This is a genomic window from Aeromicrobium sp. (assembly GCF_036675695.1).
Taxonomy (GTDB): Bacteria; Actinomycetota; Actinomycetes; order Propionibacteriales; family Nocardioidaceae; genus Aeromicrobium.
On record NZ_JAKFEL010000029.1, the window covers coordinates 1 to 18713 of the forward strand.

Consider the following 18713-nt stretch of genomic DNA (forward strand, 5'->3'; position numbering starts at 1 on the left):
GCGGCGCACGAGCATCTGCTCGGGGAGGTCGTCCTCAGCCGGAGGTGTCGGGGTGGCGTCGTTCACGAGGAGCAAGCCTATCGGCCCGCGTCACTGGTTCTTTTCGTGGATGAGGCGCAGGCCGGTCAGGGTCAGCCACGGATCACGCGTCGTGATCGAGCTGCACTGGTCGAGGACCGCCTCGGGGTACGAACCTGTCGCGATGACCGTGACGTGGTCGGGGTCGGCACCCAACGAGTCGATGATGCGCTCGACCATGCCGTCGACCAGACCAGCGAAGCCGAAGATGAGACCGGACTGGATCGCCTCGACCGTGTTCTTGCCGACAACGTCGCGCGGCAGGGCGAGCTCGACACTGCGAAGCTGCGCACCGCGGCGGGCCAGGCCTTCCTGAGAGAGCTCTACACCGGGAGCGATTGCGCCGCCGATGTAGCGGTTGGCGTCGTCGACGACATCGAAAATCGTGGCGGTGCCGTTGAGGTCGACGACGATTGCGGGACCGCCATACAGCTCAGCAGCAGCGAGGGCGTTGACGATGCGGTCGGCACCCACCTCCCGCGGGTTGTCGGTGTGGATGGGCACACCGGTCTTGACGCCCGGGCCGACGATCGCGACGGGCATACCGGCGTAGTAGCGCTCCTGCAGTCCGCGCAGCTCGACCAGGATCGATGGAACGGTGCAGCACATGCTGACTGCCTCGACCCGCTTGATGTCGCTGTTGGCCACCAACCCAGCGATGAGCAGCTCCCACTCATCGGCGGTACGGCGCTCGTCTGACGAGACCTGCCAGTGAGCGATCAGCTCCTCGCCGTCGAACGCACCAATAGTCGTATGACTATTGCTGACGTCGAGGCAAAGAAGGCTCATGGCTCAGACCGTGGTGAGCAGCGGGTTGTCGATAATGTCGCCACGGATCAGGCCAGTGCCCGGCAGCGCCTCGGCGGGATCGCTGCCCGTACCGATGACCTTGTTCTCCGAATCGACGAAGACGACGCTCGGCTCGAACTCGCGTGCCTCGGCGTCCTCCATCTGGCCGTAGGCAATGAGGATGACGAGGTCACCTTCGTGTACGAGACGGGCAGCGGCACCGTTGATGCCGATCACACCACTGCCCCGCTCGCCGGCGATCGTGTAGGTCACCAGGCGTGCACCGTTGTCGATGTCGACGATGTGCACCATCTCGCCGGGCAGCAGATTGGCTGCGTCGAGCAGGTCCTGGTCGACCGTCACCGAGCCGACGTAGTGCAGGTCAGCCTGCGTCACCGTCGCCCGGTGGATCTTCGAGGTCATCATGGTCCGCAGCATGGTCAGCTCCCTAGCTTCGTTGCGCCAATAGTGAGTGCACAGTTGTCCAAGAGGCGCGGCTTGCCGACGCGGGCAGCGACGAGCAGGCGAGCCTCCTGGCCGGGCTCGGGTTCTCCGAGCTCGGGGTTGGTCAGGACGAGGTAGTCAGGGGTGATGCCGGCGGCATCGAGCACGGCCTGCGCAGCCGCGAGTACGGCGTCAGCGCCTTCCGGTCCGGCGGCAACGCCAGCGCGAAGGGCAGCCGACACAGCAGCTGCGCGTACGCGGTCATCGGCCGTCAGGTAGACGTTGCGCGAGCTCATGGCCAGGCCATCGGCCTCGCGTACGGTCGGGCAGCCGACGATCTCGACATCGAGAGCGAGCTCGCGTGACATCTGGCGGATGAGCGTGAGCTGTTGGTAGTCCTTCTCACCGAACACGGCGACATCGGGACGTACGAGGCCGAACAGCTTGGCGACGACCGTCAGAACTCCGCGGAAATGGGTGGGCCGTGCAGCGCCCTCGAGGATCGATCCGAGCGGTCCCGGATCGACTGTGACGGTCGTGTCGAAGCCCGATGGGTACATCGTCTCGACTGTCGGCGCGAATACGACGTCGACGCCGGCTTCGGCGCAGCGTTCGAGATCGGCGTCGAATGTACGCGGGTAGTCCTCGAAGTCCTCGCCCGGCGCGAACTGGGTCGGGTTGACGAAGATCGAGGCGACGAGCACCTCGCCGAGCGGGCGAGCGTGCTTGAGCAGCTGGACGTGACCGTCGTGCAGCGCACCCATCGTGGGTACGAACGCGACAGAGGCGTCGCCGACAGCGGCGACCACCTCAGCGCGTGTCCGCGCGATCGTGATGGACATTTAGATCCCCGCAGCGATCTGCGCCATGGTGTCCCAGTCGGCCTCGTCGAGAACCGAGCGGATGCTGCCCGCGGTGGCGGGAGCAATACGGCCATCGGCCTCGGCGCGACTCGCCGTTGCACGAGCAAGCTCGAGGTAGGCATCGACCGTCGCGTCGTCGACGCCCGCCGCAGCAAGCGCGTCGATGTGAGCGCGGATCGTGGTGATGTCGCCGCGTACGACCGGACCCGTGAGCGCGGCATCGCCGTAGGCGAGCACGTTCTCGAGCGAAGCATTCAGCAGCGGACGGAGTACGGCGGCGGGATCGGTCGCGCCGGCCTGACGCAGCAGGTCCATCGACTGGGCGACCAATGTGCCCAGGTGGTTGGCGCCATGCGCGAGGGCTGAGTGATAGAGCGCACGATCGGCCTCGGCGACCCACATCGGGGTGCCACCAAGAGCGGCGACCAGCTCTTCGGCGAACGCGCGGTCAGCGTCGGCAGCGGTGAGGCCGAAGACACAGGTGCGCTCGAAGTCGACCGAGGTGCCGGTGAAGGTCATGGCCGGGTGGAACGCGATGGCGCGAGCGCCGAGGCGCGTCAGCGCAGCGAGGGCGTCCGTGCCGTGGCGGCCGCTGGTGTGCAGGACGTACTGGCCGGGACGAACGGCACCGGAGGCGGCGAGCTCTTCGGCGACTGCGATGAGGCTGTCGTCCGGAACGGCGATCAGGATGACGTCGCTGGCAGCGGCGACCTCAGCAGGCGTGAGGACGTCGACGCCCGGCAGCAACGCGGCGATGCGAAGCAGAGTGGCGTCCGTACGACCGGTGGCGCCCGTGACGGGGTAGCCGGCGGTGCGGAAGCGAGAAGCGAGAACGGCGCCGACCTTGCCGGCTCCGATCACGCCCATAGTTGGACGCATCATGCGCTGTTGCCTTTCGTTCCAGTCCACGGTGGGTACCAGACAAATTGACACTTCTATTCTACGTCCGCCTCAACGGCGTCCGCACTCTTTCGGCCCTATGCCGTCGATCACACCGACGCAGGTTGCTTGTCCCGGAGGCCGAGCCACAGGAGGTAGCCGCCGATCACGGCGTCGGTGCCGATGCAGGCCACGGGGTACCAGTCCGGGACACCGGAATTGATGAAGATCTCGTCCTTCACGAAGTCGTAGAACGCGTGCAGGATCCAGAACGCTCCGACGACGATGGTCGCGTACGGCACCTTGAACCACAGCAGCGCGATGCCCGCAGCGATGAATGGAATCCCCGCCACGAACTCCTTGCCCGCGGTATTCGGTGCCTCGTGGACCACTGCGAACACGATGTAGATGAACGGCAGCACCAGCAGCGCGTACGCGTACATCCACGGCTCGCCGTTGAGCCGACGAACGAGAAAGATCGAGGCAACGCCGAGGGCGACACCGAGCAGCAGTCCGATCACGTCAGAATCCATGTGCGCATCATGCCACCGGCCACAGTTCGTATGGTGGGGCAATGAACTCCCCGCACCCTTCCTGGCGGGATGCGTGGACGGCTGCGCTGTACGCCGACGAGGGGTTCTATCGCACGGGCCGACCGATCGACCATTTCAGGACGAGTGCCCACCTCGGACTTTTCGCCACGTCGATCAGCGAGCTCGTTCGTCGCGAAGGATCCGCCACTGTCGTGGACCTTGCGGCCGGTGGCGGCGAGATGTTGACCGCACTGCATGCGCTGGTCGGTGATGACGTCGAGCTCATCGGTGTCGAGATCGCCGACCGCCCGGAGTCCCTCCCACCATCGATTGGTTGGCTCCCCACACTGCCCGATCGCATCGACGGGCTGTTGATCGCCAACGAATGGCTCGACAACGTCCCGTGCGACGTCGTCGAGGTCGATGAGGCCGGCGTCGTACGAGAGGTCTTGGTCGACCCGAAGACCGGCGAAGAATCGTTGGGCCACGAGTTCGAGTCTGCATGGCTCCGCGATTGGTGGCCGATCTCCCAGCCCGGTGAACGGGCGGAGATCGGCGAAACCCGCGACGCGGCCTGGGCCGATGCCGTCGCCCGCGTGAGCGGAACCGCAATCGCGATCGACTACGGCCACACCCGCTCGGACCGACCCCCGTACGGCAGCTTGCGCTCGTACGTTGGTGGCCGCGAGACCGACGTCATCCCGGATGGCCGCCGCGATGTCACCGCCCACGTCGCGGTCGACTCGGTTGCCTCAGCAGTCGGCGCGGCAGTCCTCACGCAGCGCGAGGCACTCGGCAGACTCGGACTCGACGCGAGCCGGCCATCGCTCGATCTTGCTACCACCGATCCCGCGGCATACCTCCACGACCTCGCCGCCGCTGGCGAGGCCGGCGAGCTTGTCGCAAAAAGCGGGCTCGGCGACTTCTGGTGGCTCATCACCGACACTCGCGGTCATGGAACACTGACCGCATGACGAGAATGCTGATCAGGTCCGGCAAGGACCCGTTCACACCGGTTCTGGCCGAGGCAACACTCACGCAGGACGTCTTCAACAGCAACAGCGGCAACTATCTGTTCCAGCACTCGGTCTGGAAGGCGCTCTCGGTCGAGGGCGCAGAGCTCACCTCCAACGGCACGCTCTCGGAGCGGATGCCTCCCGAGGAAGGCGATGCTGCACGCGTCAACGAGTTCGACCAGTTCGTCATCCCGCTCGCCAATGCTTTTCGACCCGATTTCGAGTCCCGTCTCGAGCGACTGAGCGAGCTGCTCGAGGGCGTCACCATCCCAACCACAGTCGTCGGTATCGGCGCGCAGGCTCCACACGGTCAGGGCATCGAGTCGCTCGCACCGATCGCTGAAACCGTGAAGCGCTTCGTCGGGCTGGTACTCGATCGCTCGGCGTCGATCGGCGTACGCGGCGAGTTCACCAAGTCCTATCTCGAGGATCTCGGCTTTCCCGCCGACTCGATCGACATCATCGGATGCCCGTCGATCTACCTGCACGGTCGCGATTTCACCGTCAAGAAGAACGTCGACGCGATCACGGCCGACAGTCCGCTGGCGCTCAACCTCACCCCCGAGGTGCCCGGAATCGGCGCGTTCGCCACGGCCCAGGCGGAGCGACACCCCAACCTCACCTACATCGCCCAGGACTCCCACGACTTGCGGCTGCTGCTGTGGGGCACTCCGTCGCCGAAGGTCCACGACCCGCTTGTCCCGGTGCACTTCGATCACCCGCTCTATCAGCACGATCGCATCCGACTGTTCCTCGACACCTGGACTTGGTACGACTTCCTGGCCACTCAGGACTTCGCCTACGGAACGCGGTTCCACGGGAATGTCGCAGCTCTGCTCGCGGGCACGCCCGCAATGCTGCTCGCCCATGACTCGCGCACGCTCGAGCTCGCCGAGTACCACCGCATGCCCTACAAGGTGATGCCCGAGTTCGGCACCGACGTGAACGCAGCCGACCTGTATGCCGCAACCGATCTGACGGAGTTCAACGCAGCTCTGCCCGAGGGCTTCGACCGCTACACGGCCTTCCTGGATCGCAATGGTCTCGACCACATTTGGAAGTCCGGTTCGGGTGAGACCGAATTCAACGCCCGGGTCGCTGCTGCCAAGTTCCCGCCGCCCGTACAGCCGCTGGTCTCGTCTGACGGGCACGAGATCGCCGCAAGGCTGCGGTGGCTGTCGACGAACCACGTCCAGGACATCACCCGGAACAAGCAGGCTTACCAGCACCCGTACCCGCACCCGATCTGGTCCGGCGCCGGCAGCAGGCACGCACGACTCCAAGCCGCGACGTCGAAGAAGATCTCGGCACAGAACGCGGTGATCGCCGCCCAGAAGAAGCAGATCGACGCGCTGGCCGCGCGGATCAAGAAGGTCGAGGAGTTCGAGAGAACCTCGCCCTGGGGTGTCACCAAGCGGGCGTACAACAAGCTCAAGCGTCTGTTCTCACGCTCATGACAGAGGTCACCGCGAGCGTCGGTACGGGCTTCGCCACCACCGACATGGTGCTCAACATCGGGCCCCAGCACCCAGCCACGCACGGCGTTCTCCGCCTTCGCCTCACGCTCGACGGCGAACGTGTCATGGCCTGCGAGCCGATCATCGGCTACATGCATCGAGGCGTGGAGAAGCTCTTCGAGGTGCGCGACTACCGACAGATCATCGTGCTGGCCAACCGCCACGACTGGCTCAGCGCGTTCAGCTCTGAGCTCGGAGTCGTCCTCGCCGTCGAGGACATGCTCGGTATGGAGGTGCCGGAGCGCGCGACGTGGATCCGTACGCTCCTCGCAGAGCTCAACCGCGTCCTCAACCACCTGATGTTCCTCGGCTCGTATCCGCTGGAGCTGGGCGGCATCACGCCGATCTTCTACGCGTTCCGCGAGCGCGAAACGATCCAGGAAGTGATGGAGGAGGTCTCCGGCGGCCGGATGCACTACATGTTCAACCGCGTCGGCGGTCTCAAGGAAGACCTCCCCGCGGGCTGGACCGGCCGCGCATCAACCGCGATCTCGACCGTGCGGACCCGACTTCAGCAGATCGAGGATCTCGTGTTCGGAAACGAGATCTTCGGGGCACGCACCAAGGGCGTCGGTGTTCTCTCCACGGACCTCGTCGAGGCCTATGGCGTGTCCGGGCCGATCGCGCGCGCATCGGGCCTCGACTTCGACCTGCGTCGCGACGAGCCCTATCTCGCGTACGGCGAGCTGCAGGACACCCTCCGCGTGCCGGTACGCACCGAGGGCGACTGCTTTGCCCGCTTCGCCGTGTTGCTCGACCAGACCAAAGTTGCCCTCGACCTCGCCGATGCTTGCCTGGCACGTCTCGCCGAGCTCGAGCCAGGGCCTGTCAACGTACGGCTGCCCAAGATCCTCAAGGCGCCCGAAGGTTCGACATACGTGTGGACCGAGAACCCACTCGGCCTCAACGGCTACTACCTGGTGTCACGCGGCGAGAAGACACCGTGGCGACTCAAGCTCCGCACCGCCTCGTTCAACAACGTCGCGGTGCTGCCCGAGATCGTCCAGGGCTGCGTCGTCGCCGACCTTGTCGCAATCCTCGGCTCGATGTTCTTCGTCGTCGGCGACATCGACAAGTAGGGGCCACCAGCTACGTCATAGGTTGGGGTTGTGGCTGATCAATCTCGGAACCCAACCGCCCTCGACTCGCTCTCTGAAGAGTGGCTCAACACCCTGCTAGACCTCGAACCGGAGCTCCATGTCCATCTCGGGCGCCCTGGTCGCGAGTCCGACTATGCCGACCGCTCCCCCGACGGCCATGCGGCATCCGCTGACGCTGCTCGATCGATGCTGGCTCGTGTACATATGTCAGATCCCGCTGACGAGATCGACACTGTCACCAAGGCTGAGCTGATTCGTACGCTCGGACTCGGCATCGAGAAGTACGAGGCCGGATTCTGGCAGCGCGACCTGAACGTGATCGCGTCTCCGGGTCAGGACCTCCGCGACATCTTCGACCTGATGCCGACTCGGACCGAGGACGACTGGGCGCATGTCGCGCGGCGAATGAGCAACATCCCAGCGGCCATGGCGGGCTATCTCGAGTCGCTCCGAACTGGCATCTCGGCCGGCAACGCACCAGCGATCCGGCAGGTGCGCGAGGTATCAGCTCAGGCCCGCAAGCAGATCGGCGCCGACAGCTTCTTCCGCAAGCTCGCGGCACGGCCTGACGCGCCGGCGTCCGTGGCAGGCGAGCTCGAGACCGGTGCAGCCGCGGCGGTCGAGGCGTACGCGAACCTGGTCGACTTCCTCGACAACGAGCTGGCGCCGCATGCACCCGAAGCGGATGGCGTCGGCCGAGACCACTACGCGCTCGCCTCGCGCTACTTCGTCGGCGCTGAGATCGACCTCGATGAGACGTACGAGTGGGGCCTCGAAGAGCTTGCCCGGATGGTCTCCGAGCAGGAGGCAATCGCCGATCAGATCAAGTCAGGCGCCACGGTCGCCGAGGCCATAGAACTCCTGGAGGCCGACCCCGCTCGCAAGCTGCACGGCACCGACGCGCTGAAGGCCTGGATGCAGGAGACCAGCGACAAGGCAGTGGCGGACCTCGGGCGTACACACTTCGACATCCCTGAGCCCATGCGCCGACTTGAATGCCTGATTGCCCCGACGCAGGAGGGCGGCATCTACTACACACCGCCGAGCGAGGACTTCGAGCGCGCCGGTCGTATGTGGTGGAGCGTGCCAAAGGGCGTCACGGAGTTCGACACCTGGCGAGAGCTGACGACGGTCTTCCACGAGGGAGTCCCCGGCCATCACCTCCAGTGCGGGCTGGCGGTCTACAACAGTGCCGAGCTCAACGGATGGCGCCGGATGAACTGGAACTCGGGCCACGGCGAGGGCTGGGCGTTGTATGCCGAGCGACTCATGGCAGAGCTCGGCTACCTCGACGACCCTGCCGACCGCCTCGGAATGCTCGACGGCCAGCGCATGCGAGCCGCTCGCGTCGTCGTCGACATCGGCGTCCACCTCGGCAAGCCCAAACCGGACGGTTCAGGCGCCTGGACCGGCGACGATGCGTTCGGGTTCATGGCTCAGCACGTCAACATGAACGAGCCGTTCGTACGGTTCGAGGTCAACCGCTATCTCGGCTGGCCCGGACAGGCTCCGTCCTACAAGGTCGGGCAGCGCATCTGGGAGCAGCTCCGTACGGACTGGGTGGCTGCGAACGGAAACGAACTCAAGGAGTTCCACCGCCGGGCGCTCGGCGTCGGTAGCGTCGGGCTCGGCACGCTGCGCCAGACCTTGCTGGGCTAAGCGGCGCCTGTCACGCCGGGGTGGCTCCGGGGACGGCCTTGCCGCCGTCGGACTCGTCGTCGCCGCCGGGGATACGCAACGAGCGCTCGAGCACCAGTGCAGCGATGAGCATGAGGAGCCCGGCGATCGCGGCTGCGCCCGCGCGAAAGACGCGATCCTCGCCCAGCGGAGAGTCGAGGGAGTCGAGATAGGCGATCGCGTAGCCGCCGTAAGCACCCGTGAACAGGGCTGCGACAGCGGAGCTGGCCTTGGCCAGCGCCAGCATCGTCACACCATGGTCTGACGTCATGCGTAGGTTCTTCTTGTGCAGGCTCTGCCACGTGTTCCATGCCAGACCGCCGAGAACGACCGCCCCCACCAGGAGCATCACCGCAGGACCCCAGCTCACGACCGGGACACTGCGATCAGCCCGTATGAAGAGCTCGGGGATCAAGCGACCGACAACCAGACCGATGCCGATGAGCGACGTGATCCCGAGCGCGGACGTACGCCTGGACTTGTTCATGCGCTTGGACTAACGGCTCACAAGATGATCTCGAGATCCTCGCGCTTGGTGACTCCCGAGATGTCGACACCGCTGATCAGGTCTGCCACGAAGCCCTTGCCCGGGATCTCACCCTCGGGGTCGATCTCCAACCACGGCACGAGGACGAAACCGCGCTCGTGCGCTCGTGGGTGAGGAAGGATCAGCTGTTCGTCGTCGGCGATGCGATCACCAACGATGATCACGTCGACATCGAGAGTGCGCGGGGCGCCCGGCTCGGAACGCTCGCGGCCGAAGGCATCTTCGATCGCGAGAGCACGGTCGAGCAGCGTGTGGACCGTCAGGGTGGTGTCGATCAGGACGACAGCGTTGAGGAACTTGTCCGACCCGTCGGTCGCACCGATCGGCTCCGTCTCGTAGACAGAGGAGATGCCGACAACGGTCACCTCGGGCGTGTCCTCGAGGGCCGACACCCCACCTTGCAGTTTGCCGTGACGGTCACCCAGGTTGGACCCGAACGCCAGCACAGCCTGACGGATGGGCCGCATACCGCCGGTCATCGTGTCAGCGTCCAGCTCGTAGGGGGTGGGCGATTCGGTCACTGTCTGCTCCGCTCGATCGTGACGGCGACGTCGGAGAACGTCACCGCGATGGGCGCTTCTGGTTTGTGCACCGTCACGCTAACCCATTGCACCGACTCGTCGGCGAGGCACATGTCCGCGATGCGGAGCGCGACCGTCTCGATGAGATCGACTGGGTCATTGACGATGGCGTCGTGCACACGCTGGGCGAGGACGCCGTAGTCGACCGATTTGGTCAGATCGTTGTCGCGGGCAGCCGGTCCAAGGTCGAGACCGAGGCTCACGTCGACGCTGAAAAGCTGCCCGTTTTCGCGCTCGAAGTCGAACAGACCGTGATGCCCGTGGGCGCCGACGCCCCGCAGGTCGATGCGGTCGAGCCCTTCGGGAATCGTCATCAGGCCTCCGAATTCAGATTGCCGAGTTCAGCGACCGGCGACGCGTGACGAGACCAGAACTTCCACCCGGCACCGTCACGTACCAAGATACTGGTGCACACCGCCTTGGCTCCCGCGAACGTCTCGCCCTGCTCTCCGGTCTCCGCTCCACCAGACAGGATGTTCTCGGTGCACGTGATCACGACGACGGACGGGTCGTCGCCGGGCGGCAGCGAGGTGACCTCGAGATCCGTCAGGAAGAACTGGATGTAGCCAACGTTGGCCATCAGCACGGTCCACGACCGCAGGACAGCTTGTGTACCCCGCAGCGGAGTCGCTCCAGGATGCACGCATGAGGTCTGGGGATCATCGGCCCACAGCGATGCCATCAGGTCGACATCACCGGTTTCGACAGCGTCATAGAACGCCCTGTGCGTCGCGAGAGCGGCCTCGGTCAAAGGGGGTCCCCCCACGCGCCGTGTTGAGCGTTGAACTTGGATGGGGGCGCGTAGGGGGCGCGCGCCTGGTGCCTGCGGGCGACAACGCGTACGGCATCGGCAGACGCGGCCGGCTCATGCACGCGTACGCCCCACACACCTGCATCCGCGCAGATCGTCGTGATCGCCGTCGTGGCATCCTCGCGCTCGTCTGTCGGCCTAAGCTCGCCCCCCACGGCAAGGAGCTCGCCGAGGAACCGCTTCCGACTCGCGGCCACGAGCACGGGATAGCCCAATGCCGTGAACGCATCGAGGTGTGCCAGTACGGACCAGTTCTGGTCGCCCGTCTTGGAGAAGCCCAGGCCCGGGTCGATGATGATGTGGTTGCGGTCGACTCCTGCGGCCAGCGCCACCTCGACCTGTTCCATCAGCTCGCGGATGATGTCGGCGATCAGGTCGTTGTACGTCGTGTGGTCCTTGTCCTGCATGACCGCTGAGTGCTGCCGCCAGTGCATGAGCACCAGTGGGCAGTTCGCCGTTGCGGCGATGCCGACCATGGCTGGGTCTGCCCGCCCACCCGAGACATCGTTGAGGATCGCCGCACCCGCGCCAAGCGCCTGCTCGGCGACGGATGCGCGCATGGTGTCGACCGAGACCGTGATGCCTTCGGCGACGAGTCCCTCAATCACGGGGATGACACGGTGCAGCTCCTCCTCTGCGTCGATCCGGATCGCTCCGGGTCGCGTCGACTCACCGCCGACGTCGACGAGATCGGCGCCCTGCTGGACGAGCTCAATGCCGTGCCGAATCGCAGAGGCAGGATCGAGCCATTTGCCGCCATCGGAGAACGAATCGGGGGTCACGTTGATGACTCCCATGACGAGGCAGCGGTCGTTTGAGAGGTTCTGCGGCATCGCTAGTGCGAGGTGATGAGGCCCATGGCCTCTGCTCGGGTTGCGGGATCGCGCAGCTGACCGCGTACGGCACTCGTGATCGTCTTGGCGCCGCCCTTGCGTACGCCTCGCATCGTCATGCACAGGTGCTCGGCCTCGATCACCACGATGACGCCACGTGGTTCGAGGTGCTCGACGATCGCTTCGGCGATGTCGGTCGTCAGACGTTCCTGCACCTGCGGGCGACGGGCGAACACGTCAACGACGCGGGCAAGCTTGGAGAGGCCGGTGACCTTGCCGCCCTCAGACGGGATGTAGCCGACGTGGGCCACACCGAAGAACGGCACCAGGTGGTGCTCACACATCGACCACATCTCGATGTCCTTGACCAGCACGAGCTCGTCGTGACCGACCTCAAAGACCGCGGTCAGCACTTCCTCGGGGGTCTGGTCAAGACCGGCGAGCAGCTCGACGTACGACTTGGCGACTCGCGCAGGGGTGTCCCTGAGACCGTCGCGGTCGGGGTTCTCCCCGACGGCAAACAGCAGCTCGCGAATAGCTGCCTCAGCGCGAGGCAGGTCGACCGTCACGCGGTCTCCGGAGCATCAGGTGATGGCGCATCGGGGCCGGTGTCGGGACCGATCACCACGCCGACTCCAGAACCGACTCCATTGGCGCTGTGGCGCGGCGCGCCCTCGACCGGCGGAACCTTGGACGGCACGCGGGTCTTGGAACCCGTCCAAGGCGGACGGATCTTGCGACGACGCAGCGGCTCGAAGATCTCGGCGACCTCGGCCTTGTCGAGCGTCTCCCGCTCCATCAACTCCATGACGAGTGCGTCGAGGACGTCGCGATTCTCACTGAGGATGTCGAACGCCTCCTGGTGGGCGAACGTGATCAGCTGGTTGATCTCCTCGTCAACGATCGCGGCAACCGACTCGGAGTAGTTGCGGGCGTGGCCGATGTCGCGGCCCAGGAACGGCTGGCCCTGGTCCTCGCCGAGACGTACGGCGCCGAGACGTTCGGTCATGCCGTACTGCGTGACCATCGCGCGAGCGAGGCTGGTGGCCTTCTCGATGTCATTGCCTGCGCCGGTGGTCGGGTCGTGGAACACGAGCTCCTCGGCCGCTCGGCCGCCCATCATGTAGGCCAGCTTGTCGAGCAGCTCGGCTCGAGTCTGCGAGTACTTGTCCTCGTCGGGCAGCACCATCGTGTAGCCCAGGGCGCGACCGCGCGGCAGGATCGTGATCTTGTGGACCGGATCGCTCTGCGGGAGCGCCGCAGCCACGAGCGCGTGTCCGCCCTCGTGATAGGCCGTGATGAGTCGTTCCTTCTCGTTCATCAGTCGGCTGCGCTTCTGCGGGCCGGAGATGACGCGGTCGATGGCCTCGTCGAGTGCGGCGTTGTCGATCGTCTTGTCGCCGTTGCGCGCGGTCAGCAACGCAGCTTCGTTGAGCACGTTGGCGAGGTCGGCACCACTGAAGCCGGGCGTACGACGGCCAACAGCTTCCAAGTCGACGTCGGGTCCGATCGGCTTGCCCCGCGAGTGCACCTTGAGGATCTGGGTGCGGCCCTTGAGGTCGGGTGCCTCCACACCGATCTGACGGTCGAAGCGACCAGGGCGCAGCAGCGCCGGGTCGAGGACGTCGGGACGGTTGGTTGCGGCGATCAGGATGACTCCACCGCGTACGTCGAATCCGTCCATCTCGACGAGGAGCTGGTTGAGGGTCTGCTCGCGCTCGTCGTGACCGCCGCCCATCCCGGTGCCACGATGGCGACCGACGGCGTCGATCTCATCGATGAACACGATCGCGGGTGCGTTTTCCTTGGCTTGCTCGAACAGGTCGCGTACGCGGCTCGCGCCGACGCCGACGAACATCTCGACGAAGTCAGAACCGGAGATCGAATAGAACGGAACGCCTGCCTCGCCGGCGACTGCACGAGCGAGCAGCGTCTTGCCGGTACCGGGCTGGCCGTAGAGCAGGACGCCCTTGGGGATCTTGGCGCCAACGGCCTGGAACTTGGCTGGGGCCTGCAGGAACTCCTTGATCTCGCCGAGCTCCTCGATCGCCTCGTCGCAACCGGCGACGTCAGCGAACGTGGTCTTGGGGGTGTCCTTGTTCATCAGCTTCGCCTTGGACTTGGCGAACTGCATGACTCGTCCGCCACCACCGGCGGCGTTGTTCATGATCCAGATGATGAAGATGAAGAGCAGCACGAACGGGGCGATGCTGAGCAGCAGGCTCACGATCGGGCTGCTCTTGGGGATCTCGACGTCGTAGTCGGGGAGCGTCTTGTCGGCCTTGGCCTTGTCGGCAACCTTCACCAGCTCGTAGCCCTGGTCGCCCAGCCAAGTCGCGCGAACCTTCTTGTCGCCGTCCTTGAGCGTGGCCCGGATCTCCTGGTCGCCCTCGACGAACTTGAGGTCTTTGACCTTGCCGTCCTCGAGGTAGCCCACCATCGTGGAGGTTTTGACCTCGTTGTAGCCGTCAGCGGAGTTGGCGAAGCCGAGCACCACGAAGACGAGCACGGTGATGGCGATGATCCAGGGCAACGGGCCCTTGAAGAGGCGTTTCAGATTCATGACAGTGTGGAACTCGTCCACTTCTCCCTAGTAAATAGTGGGTATCTAGACGGTACACGCCGCCCGGTACACCCATGGAACGAAGCCGGAATCAGGGTTAGTTCCCCGATCGCCGCTGCACCCTCACCCGAACTGTCTCGTCACCGCCGAGCGTCAGCGGCACGATCGCCTCGGTATGCGGCGACCTGACCATGAACTCGATCTGGTTGGCATCATCTGGGCCCGTCCAGGAGACGACCTCGAACTCGCGCCCGAACTCGTTGAGGATGCGGTCACCCGCGCCGAGGTAGCTGGCTTCTCTGTCCTCGATCGCCTTGCGGCCTGGATCCACGTCGTCCTCTAGGAATAGACGTGCGGCGACAACGTGCCGATGCAACGCAGGTTGCGGTACTTCTCGTCGTAGTCGAGTCCGTAGCCGACGACGAAGGCGTTGGGGATGTCGAAGCCGACATAGGTCACGTCGACGTCCATCGTGACGGCCTCGGGCTTGCGCAGCAATGTCGCGATCTCGACTGACGCCGGGCCGCGGGACTTGAGGTTGGTGATGAGCCACGACAACGTCAGGCCGGTGTCGATGATGTCCTCGACGACCAGCACGTGACGGTCCTTGATATCAGTGTCGAGGTCCTTGAGGATGCGTACGACCCCGGACGACTTGGTGCCAGAGCCGTAGGACGAGACCGCCATCCAGTCCATCTCAACATGGCGGTTGAGGCTTCGCGCGAGGTCGGCCATCACCATCACGGCTCCCTTGAGGACGCCGACCAACAGCAGGTCCTTGCCTTCGTAGTCGGCCTCGATCTGCGCGGCCATCTCGGCGAGGCGATCGAGCACCTGCTTCTCGGTCAACAGCACCTGATCTGCTTCGATCTCTCCTGCAACATGCGTCTGATCCACGTGCTCAGCCTCCCACAGGCGTTGTCACGTATGCGAGGGAATCCCCCACTCGTACGCAGGCCACGCCGCCAGGCAGCTCGATACGGAGCTGCCCGTGCCAATCGGTGACCAGCCGGTCGATCTCGGCGAGGTGTGCAGCCGAGAGCTCTGACGGGTTGGCTCCAGCCGCCAACGCCGTACGACGCAGCACCCGAGATCGCAGGGCAGGCGCGAGAGACGCAAGCGACGCAACGTTGAGAGGATCGTCGATCGCATCCGCGATGGCGTCGAGACAGGCACCATCGGATCGGACCTGTTCGGCCGTTCGGGCGATTGCCTCCGCCGCACCGCCACCAAGTACGTCCTCGAGCACCGGCATCAGCTCGGAACGAATGCGTGCACGTCGATAGGCAGGGTCGCTGTTGTGCGGATCAACCCACCACGTCAGGTCGGTTGCCCGACAGATCTGCTCGGTCTCGGTGCGCCTCAGCTTGAGGAACGGCCGGCGAAAGATGCCGTTGACCGGAGCCATGCCTGCAATCGATCGTGGGCCGGAGCCGCGACCCAGACCCAACAGAACGGTCTCGGCCTGGTCATCGAGGGTGTGCCCCAACAGGATTGCGTCAGCGTCCTGCGACTCGAGCACGGCGTATCGCGCCGAGCGTGCGGCTGCCTCCGGACCACCATCTCGGCCGACTTCCACCGTCACGACCTCGGTGTCGATGCCGATCCCGGCCAGCTGCTTGGCAGCTTCCCTCGCGACATCGGCCGATCCGTCCTGCAGCTGGTGATCGACGATCACAGCGCGAAGGTCCCACGACTCTTGACCGGCAACGAAGGCGGTCACCTGGGCAAGCGCCAAAGAATCGGCACCACCCGACACCGCGACAACGATGCGACTGCCTGGCCCAAGATCTGTCAGAGCAGTGCGTACGAGGTTGCGCCCTGTCGCGACTGACGGATCGAGTGGGGTCATCCTGGTCAGCCGTGCACGCGGGCGACCCAGGACTGCGGATCGAGGATCTCTGATTTGGTCGGCAGATTGGCGGGCTTCTCCCAGACGGCGTTGAAGCCTTCCATCCCCACCCGGTCGATCACGGCGTTGACGAAGGCAGCACCGTCTTTGTACTGGCGCATCTTGGCGTCGAGACCGAGCAGACGCCGCAACAGCTTGTCGAGGCTGCCGGCGCCCTTGCGGCGCTGGTTGAACTTGCGCCGGATCTCAGCGACGCTCGGGATCACGTCGGGCCCGACACCGTCCATGACGACATCAGCATGGCCCTCGAGCAGGGACATGATGCCGGTCAGCTGGTCGACGATCTCGCGCTGACGTGGGTTCTGGAACAGCTCATTGATCGACGTGTCCGACTCGCCTCGAACGATCTTGACGATCTCGCTGAACGAGTCGCCCACCATCGACGACAGCGCACCCGGGTCGAGATCTGTTGCGTCGATGAACTCGTCGAGGAGCGATCGCATGTGATCGCGCATCCATTCGACCGCGGTGAACTGCACGCGATGGGTCTCTTCGTGGAGACATACCCACAGGCGGAAGTCGTGTGGATCGACATTCAGTTGCCGCTCGGCCTGGACGATGTTGGGTGCGACGAGCAGGAGCCGACCGCCCTCACCGTTGGGACCGTTCCAGAACGGATCGAACTGGCCCAGCACCTTGGTCGACATGAACGACATGAGCGCACCGACTTCGGCGCCGCCCACCTTGCTGCCAAAGGTCCGGCTCAGACCGGTCGGCATCTTGTCGGCTTCGACCAGCTTGTTCATGACGGGATCCATGAGCAGGCGGAACGTGCCGAGGTTGGCTTCGATCCACCGCGGACGATCGACGATCAGGACTGGAGCAGTCGCTGATGTCGCGTGCAGCTGGCTGAACTCGCGTACGGGACCTTCAGATCGCGCTGCACCCTCGCGGAGCTCAGCGACAGCCTCGGCCACCTCAGCGGCATCCATCTCAGGTCCCGGCTTCGTCAGCCTGGTCGCTGTCGACAGCGCGAGCTTCCAATCGATCATGCCTACAACTTACGGCGTGCTGCCACACGAGCAGGCTGCAATTGCGGCGGCCACCCGATCGAGTGCGGCCTCTGCTGACACCAAGTCAACCGCCGGGGTGCCATCCGACATGAGAGCGAAGATCACCGGCAGCCCGTTGGCCTCGACGGCATATCCGGCGAGGGAGTGCACGCCCGTGAGAGTGCCGGTCTTCGCGCGAACCAGCCCGTATGCGCGCTTCGATTTCGAGAACCGGTCAGTCAGGGTGCCGTCGAAGCCGCTCACCGGCAGAGCACTGAGCATGGTCGACGTCGAAAGGTTGGCGTTCGCGGCCAGGATCGTCTGCGCGAGCGTTGTCGGCGAAACCCTGTTGGAGCGGGACAAGCCACTTCCGTCGAGCAGCCGCAGCCCGGTGGTGTCGATGCCCGCCCTTGTGAGCACCTCGATCACCGCGTCCGTGCCGCCCTCGAACGTCGCGGGCTGGTTGGTGACGATGGCAATGTGCCGCAGCATCACCTCGGAGGCCTGGTTATCACTCGTACGCACCAAGGCATCGACGATCTGGGCAACGGGTGCACTACGTACCGAAGCGACCGGAGTCGTGGCCGTCGCTGAGCTCACTGAATCCGGAGCGCCTACCACCGCGATACCTCTGTCGCCGAGGAGCTTGGCGAAGGTCTTGGCCGCGCTGGCTGCGGGGTTGCGCGAACGTACGCCGTTCACGACGCCCTGGTCGGCCCAGAGGGCGCTGACCGGCGTCACAATGTTGCCGCTGACGTACGACGACTTCCATCCCGGGCTGGCCGACCGGCCAGTGAAGAGGGAGTTGTCGTACCCGAGCGAGACCCGGTCGACACCCTGCCGCTTGAGCGCCCTGGCCGTTCGAGTCGCGAGCGTGGTCAGGTCTGCGACAGCTTCGCGATCGGATGCCTTGGGCTTCTTGACGCGGAGATAAGGGTCGCCGCCTCCTACGAGGACGATCTTGTCGCCAGCCGACACGACTCTGGTGGTGAAGCGGGTCGCAGGGCCAATAGCCGAGAGCGCCGCGAATCCGGTCAGCAGCTTCGTCGTCGACGCCGGGATGAACGTTCCAGAACCGCGCGAGAAGAGCACCTCGCCAGTCGGCCCCATCGCGACGAACCCGACGTGATCGCCGAGTGCATCGGAATCCAGCACCCTGCCGACAGCCGACGCGACCTTCGCTGCGTCGAGCGAACCAGTGGGCACCGGATCCGTACGAGCGGCGCTGGGCAACGAATTGCCGGTGAGTCCCTCCGGCGCAGTCACGTTCGCCGGGCCGCAGTCACCGTCGCAGATCAGGGAGTTGAGGTTGCCGCGTGACCAGAGCACGAACGAGAGGATGAGGACCAGTACGAAGGCGATGACAGGAATGCCGATTGCACCGCGCGGCCTCTCGACCCTGCGTACGCCTCGGTCTGCCACATGGGCCAGACTATAGAGACACCGTCGCGCCGTGCGCCCCGCGCTCGCCGCCACCATTCGACAGCCGGAGGCACCCGTGATTTTCGACGTCACCGTTGAGATCCCCAAGGGCAATCGCAACAAGTACGAGGTCGACCACGAGACCCATCGCATCCG

The 18713-nt window shown here is 65.2% G+C and carries 21 protein-coding genes; 4 read left to right on the forward strand and 17 right to left on the reverse strand.

Features of this window, described 5'->3' with window-relative positions:
- Window positions 1-90 precede the first annotated feature (90 nt).
- The 5 genes from V6M39_RS01550 to V6M39_RS01570 all read right to left on the reverse strand — a co-directional run bounded on the left by V6M39_RS01550 (window position 91) and on the right by V6M39_RS01570 (window position 3586).
- Entirely contained in the window at window positions 91-867 is a 777-nt protein-coding gene (locus V6M39_RS01550) for a type III pantothenate kinase (protein ID WP_332641895.1), read from the reverse strand.
- Between the two features lie 3 nt (window positions 868-870).
- Window positions 871-1305 (reverse strand): aspartate 1-decarboxylase, encoded by a 435-nt coding sequence (gene panD / locus V6M39_RS01555; protein ID WP_332641896.1) that lies wholly within the window; start codon window positions 1303-1305, stop codon window positions 871-873.
- Between the two features lie 2 nt (window positions 1306-1307).
- A complete protein-coding gene (panC, locus tag V6M39_RS01560) occupies window positions 1308-2153 on the reverse strand; it encodes a pantoate--beta-alanine ligase (protein ID WP_332641897.1) in 846 nt (281 codons plus the stop codon).
- A complete protein-coding gene (locus tag V6M39_RS01565; protein WP_332641898.1) occupies window positions 2154-3056 on the reverse strand; it encodes a Rossmann-like and DUF2520 domain-containing protein in 903 nt (300 codons plus the stop codon).
- A gap of 107 nt (window positions 3057-3163) precedes the next feature.
- Window positions 3164-3586, reverse strand: coding sequence for a hypothetical protein (locus tag V6M39_RS01570; RefSeq protein WP_332641899.1), 423 nt, complete (start codon window positions 3584-3586; stop codon window positions 3164-3166).
- Between the two features lie 41 nt (window positions 3587-3627).
- Between V6M39_RS01570 and V6M39_RS01575 the strand changes: the two genes are divergently transcribed.
- The 4 genes from V6M39_RS01575 to V6M39_RS01590 are packed head-to-tail and all read left to right on the forward strand — an operon-like array spanning window position 3628 to window position 8878.
- Window positions 3628-4560 (forward strand): SAM-dependent methyltransferase, encoded by a 933-nt coding sequence (locus V6M39_RS01575; protein ID WP_332641900.1) that lies wholly within the window; start codon window positions 3628-3630, stop codon window positions 4558-4560.
- A complete protein-coding gene (locus tag V6M39_RS01580; protein ID WP_332641901.1) occupies window positions 4557-6059 on the forward strand; it encodes a polysaccharide pyruvyl transferase family protein in 1503 nt (500 codons plus the stop codon). Before V6M39_RS01575 ends, V6M39_RS01580 begins: the two co-directional genes overlap by 4 nt.
- Complete coding sequence (locus V6M39_RS01585) at window positions 6056-7198, forward strand: NADH-quinone oxidoreductase subunit D (RefSeq protein WP_332641902.1); 1143 nt, start codon at window positions 6056-6058, stop codon at window positions 7196-7198. Before V6M39_RS01580 ends, V6M39_RS01585 begins: the two co-directional genes overlap by 4 nt.
- Window positions 7199-7228: 30 nt before the next feature.
- Window positions 7229-8878, forward strand: a complete 1650-nt coding sequence (locus V6M39_RS01590) for a DUF885 domain-containing protein (protein WP_332641903.1) — start codon at window positions 7229-7231, stop codon at window positions 8876-8878.
- A 10-nt stretch (window positions 8879-8888) separates the two neighbouring features.
- Here the strand turns inward: V6M39_RS01590 and V6M39_RS01595 are convergent, their stop codons facing one another.
- The 12 genes from V6M39_RS01595 to dacB form a co-directional block, all read right to left on the reverse strand.
- Entirely contained in the window at window positions 8889-9383 is a 495-nt protein-coding gene (locus V6M39_RS01595; protein ID WP_332641904.1) for a DUF3180 domain-containing protein, read from the reverse strand.
- A 17-nt stretch (window positions 9384-9400) separates the two neighbouring features.
- Window positions 9401-9964 (reverse strand): 2-amino-4-hydroxy-6-hydroxymethyldihydropteridine diphosphokinase, encoded by a 564-nt coding sequence (gene folK / locus V6M39_RS01600; protein WP_332641905.1) that lies wholly within the window; start codon window positions 9962-9964, stop codon window positions 9401-9403.
- On the reverse strand, window positions 9961-10338 hold the full coding sequence (gene folB / locus V6M39_RS01605; RefSeq protein WP_332641906.1) for a dihydroneopterin aldolase: 378 nt from the start codon (window positions 10336-10338) through the stop codon (window positions 9961-9963). Before folB ends, folK begins: the two co-directional genes overlap by 4 nt.
- Window positions 10338-10775 carry a nuclear transport factor 2 family protein gene (locus V6M39_RS01610; RefSeq protein ID WP_332641908.1) on the reverse strand — a complete coding sequence of 146 codons (438 nt, stop codon included), beginning with the start codon at window positions 10773-10775 and terminating at the stop codon, window positions 10338-10340. Before V6M39_RS01610 ends, folB begins: the two co-directional genes overlap by 1 nt.
- On the reverse strand, window positions 10772-11668 hold the full coding sequence (folP, locus tag V6M39_RS01615; protein ID WP_332641909.1) for a dihydropteroate synthase: 897 nt from the start codon (window positions 11666-11668) through the stop codon (window positions 10772-10774). Before folP ends, V6M39_RS01610 begins: the two co-directional genes overlap by 4 nt.
- A gap of 2 nt (window positions 11669-11670) precedes the next feature.
- On the reverse strand, window positions 11671-12237 hold the full coding sequence (gene folE / locus V6M39_RS01620; RefSeq protein ID WP_332641910.1) for a GTP cyclohydrolase I FolE: 567 nt from the start codon (window positions 12235-12237) through the stop codon (window positions 11671-11673).
- A complete protein-coding gene (ftsH, locus tag V6M39_RS01625; protein WP_332641911.1) occupies window positions 12234-14231 on the reverse strand; it encodes an ATP-dependent zinc metalloprotease FtsH in 1998 nt (665 codons plus the stop codon). Before ftsH ends, folE begins: the two co-directional genes overlap by 4 nt.
- Window positions 14232-14328: 97 nt before the next feature.
- The gene (locus V6M39_RS01630) at window positions 14329-14562 is read right to left on the reverse strand and encodes a hypothetical protein (protein WP_332641912.1); all 234 of its coding nucleotides are present in this window, start codon (window positions 14560-14562) and stop codon (window positions 14329-14331) included.
- Between the two features lie 8 nt (window positions 14563-14570).
- Window positions 14571-15128 carry a hypoxanthine phosphoribosyltransferase gene (hpt, locus tag V6M39_RS01635; protein ID WP_332641913.1) on the reverse strand — a complete coding sequence of 186 codons (558 nt, stop codon included), beginning with the start codon at window positions 15126-15128 and terminating at the stop codon, window positions 14571-14573.
- A gap of 4 nt (window positions 15129-15132) precedes the next feature.
- Window positions 15133-16083 carry a tRNA lysidine(34) synthetase TilS gene (gene tilS, locus V6M39_RS01640; RefSeq protein WP_332641914.1) on the reverse strand — a complete coding sequence of 317 codons (951 nt, stop codon included), beginning with the start codon at window positions 16081-16083 and terminating at the stop codon, window positions 15133-15135.
- A 5-nt stretch (window positions 16084-16088) separates the two neighbouring features.
- Entirely contained in the window at window positions 16089-17135 is a 1047-nt protein-coding gene (locus tag V6M39_RS01645) for a zinc-dependent metalloprotease (RefSeq protein WP_332641915.1), read from the reverse strand.
- A 9-nt stretch (window positions 17136-17144) separates the two neighbouring features.
- Complete coding sequence (gene dacB, locus V6M39_RS01650; RefSeq protein WP_332641916.1) at window positions 17145-18557, reverse strand: D-alanyl-D-alanine carboxypeptidase/D-alanyl-D-alanine endopeptidase; 1413 nt, start codon at window positions 18555-18557, stop codon at window positions 17145-17147.
- Window positions 18558-18713: the final 156 nt, after the last annotated feature.

Excerpts from the sequence above, each read along its gene's own strand:
- folB (WP_332641906.1), bottom strand. The coding sequence starts at position 10,338 with ATGACGATTCCCGAAGGGCTCGACCGCATCGACCTGCGGGGCGTCGGC.
- V6M39_RS01565 (WP_332641898.1), bottom strand. The coding sequence starts at position 3,056 with ATGATGCGTCCAACTATGGGCGTGATCGGAGCCGGCAAGGTCGGCGCC.
- tilS (WP_332641914.1), bottom strand. The coding sequence starts at position 16,083 with ATGACCCCACTCGATCCGTCAGTCGCGACAGGGCGCAACCTCGTACGC.
- panD (WP_332641896.1), bottom strand. The coding sequence starts at position 1,305 with ATGCTGCGGACCATGATGACCTCGAAGATCCACCGGGCGACGGTGACG.
- V6M39_RS01570 (WP_332641899.1), bottom strand. The coding sequence starts at position 3,586 with ATGGATTCTGACGTGATCGGACTGCTGCTCGGTGTCGCCCTCGGCGTT.
- V6M39_RS01550 (WP_332641895.1), bottom strand. The coding sequence starts at position 867 with ATGAGCCTTCTTTGCCTCGACGTCAGCAATAGTCATACGACTATTGGT.
- ftsH (WP_332641911.1), bottom strand. The coding sequence starts at position 14,231 with ATGAATCTGAAACGCCTCTTCAAGGGCCCGTTGCCCTGGATCATCGCC.
- V6M39_RS01580 (WP_332641901.1), top strand. The coding sequence starts at position 4,557 with ATGACGAGAATGCTGATCAGGTCCGGCAAGGACCCGTTCACACCGGTT.
- V6M39_RS01585 (WP_332641902.1), top strand. The coding sequence starts at position 6,056 with ATGACAGAGGTCACCGCGAGCGTCGGTACGGGCTTCGCCACCACCGAC.
- V6M39_RS01645 (WP_332641915.1), bottom strand. The coding sequence starts at position 17,135 with ATGATCGATTGGAAGCTCGCGCTGTCGACAGCGACCAGGCTGACGAAG.
- folP (WP_332641909.1), bottom strand. The coding sequence starts at position 11,668 with ATGCCGCAGAACCTCTCAAACGACCGCTGCCTCGTCATGGGAGTCATC.
- V6M39_RS01575 (WP_332641900.1), top strand. The coding sequence starts at position 3,628 with ATGAACTCCCCGCACCCTTCCTGGCGGGATGCGTGGACGGCTGCGCTG.
- panC (WP_332641897.1), bottom strand. The coding sequence starts at position 2,153 with ATGTCCATCACGATCGCGCGGACACGCGCTGAGGTGGTCGCCGCTGTC.
- V6M39_RS01595 (WP_332641904.1), bottom strand. The coding sequence starts at position 9,383 with ATGAACAAGTCCAGGCGTACGTCCGCGCTCGGGATCACGTCGCTCATC.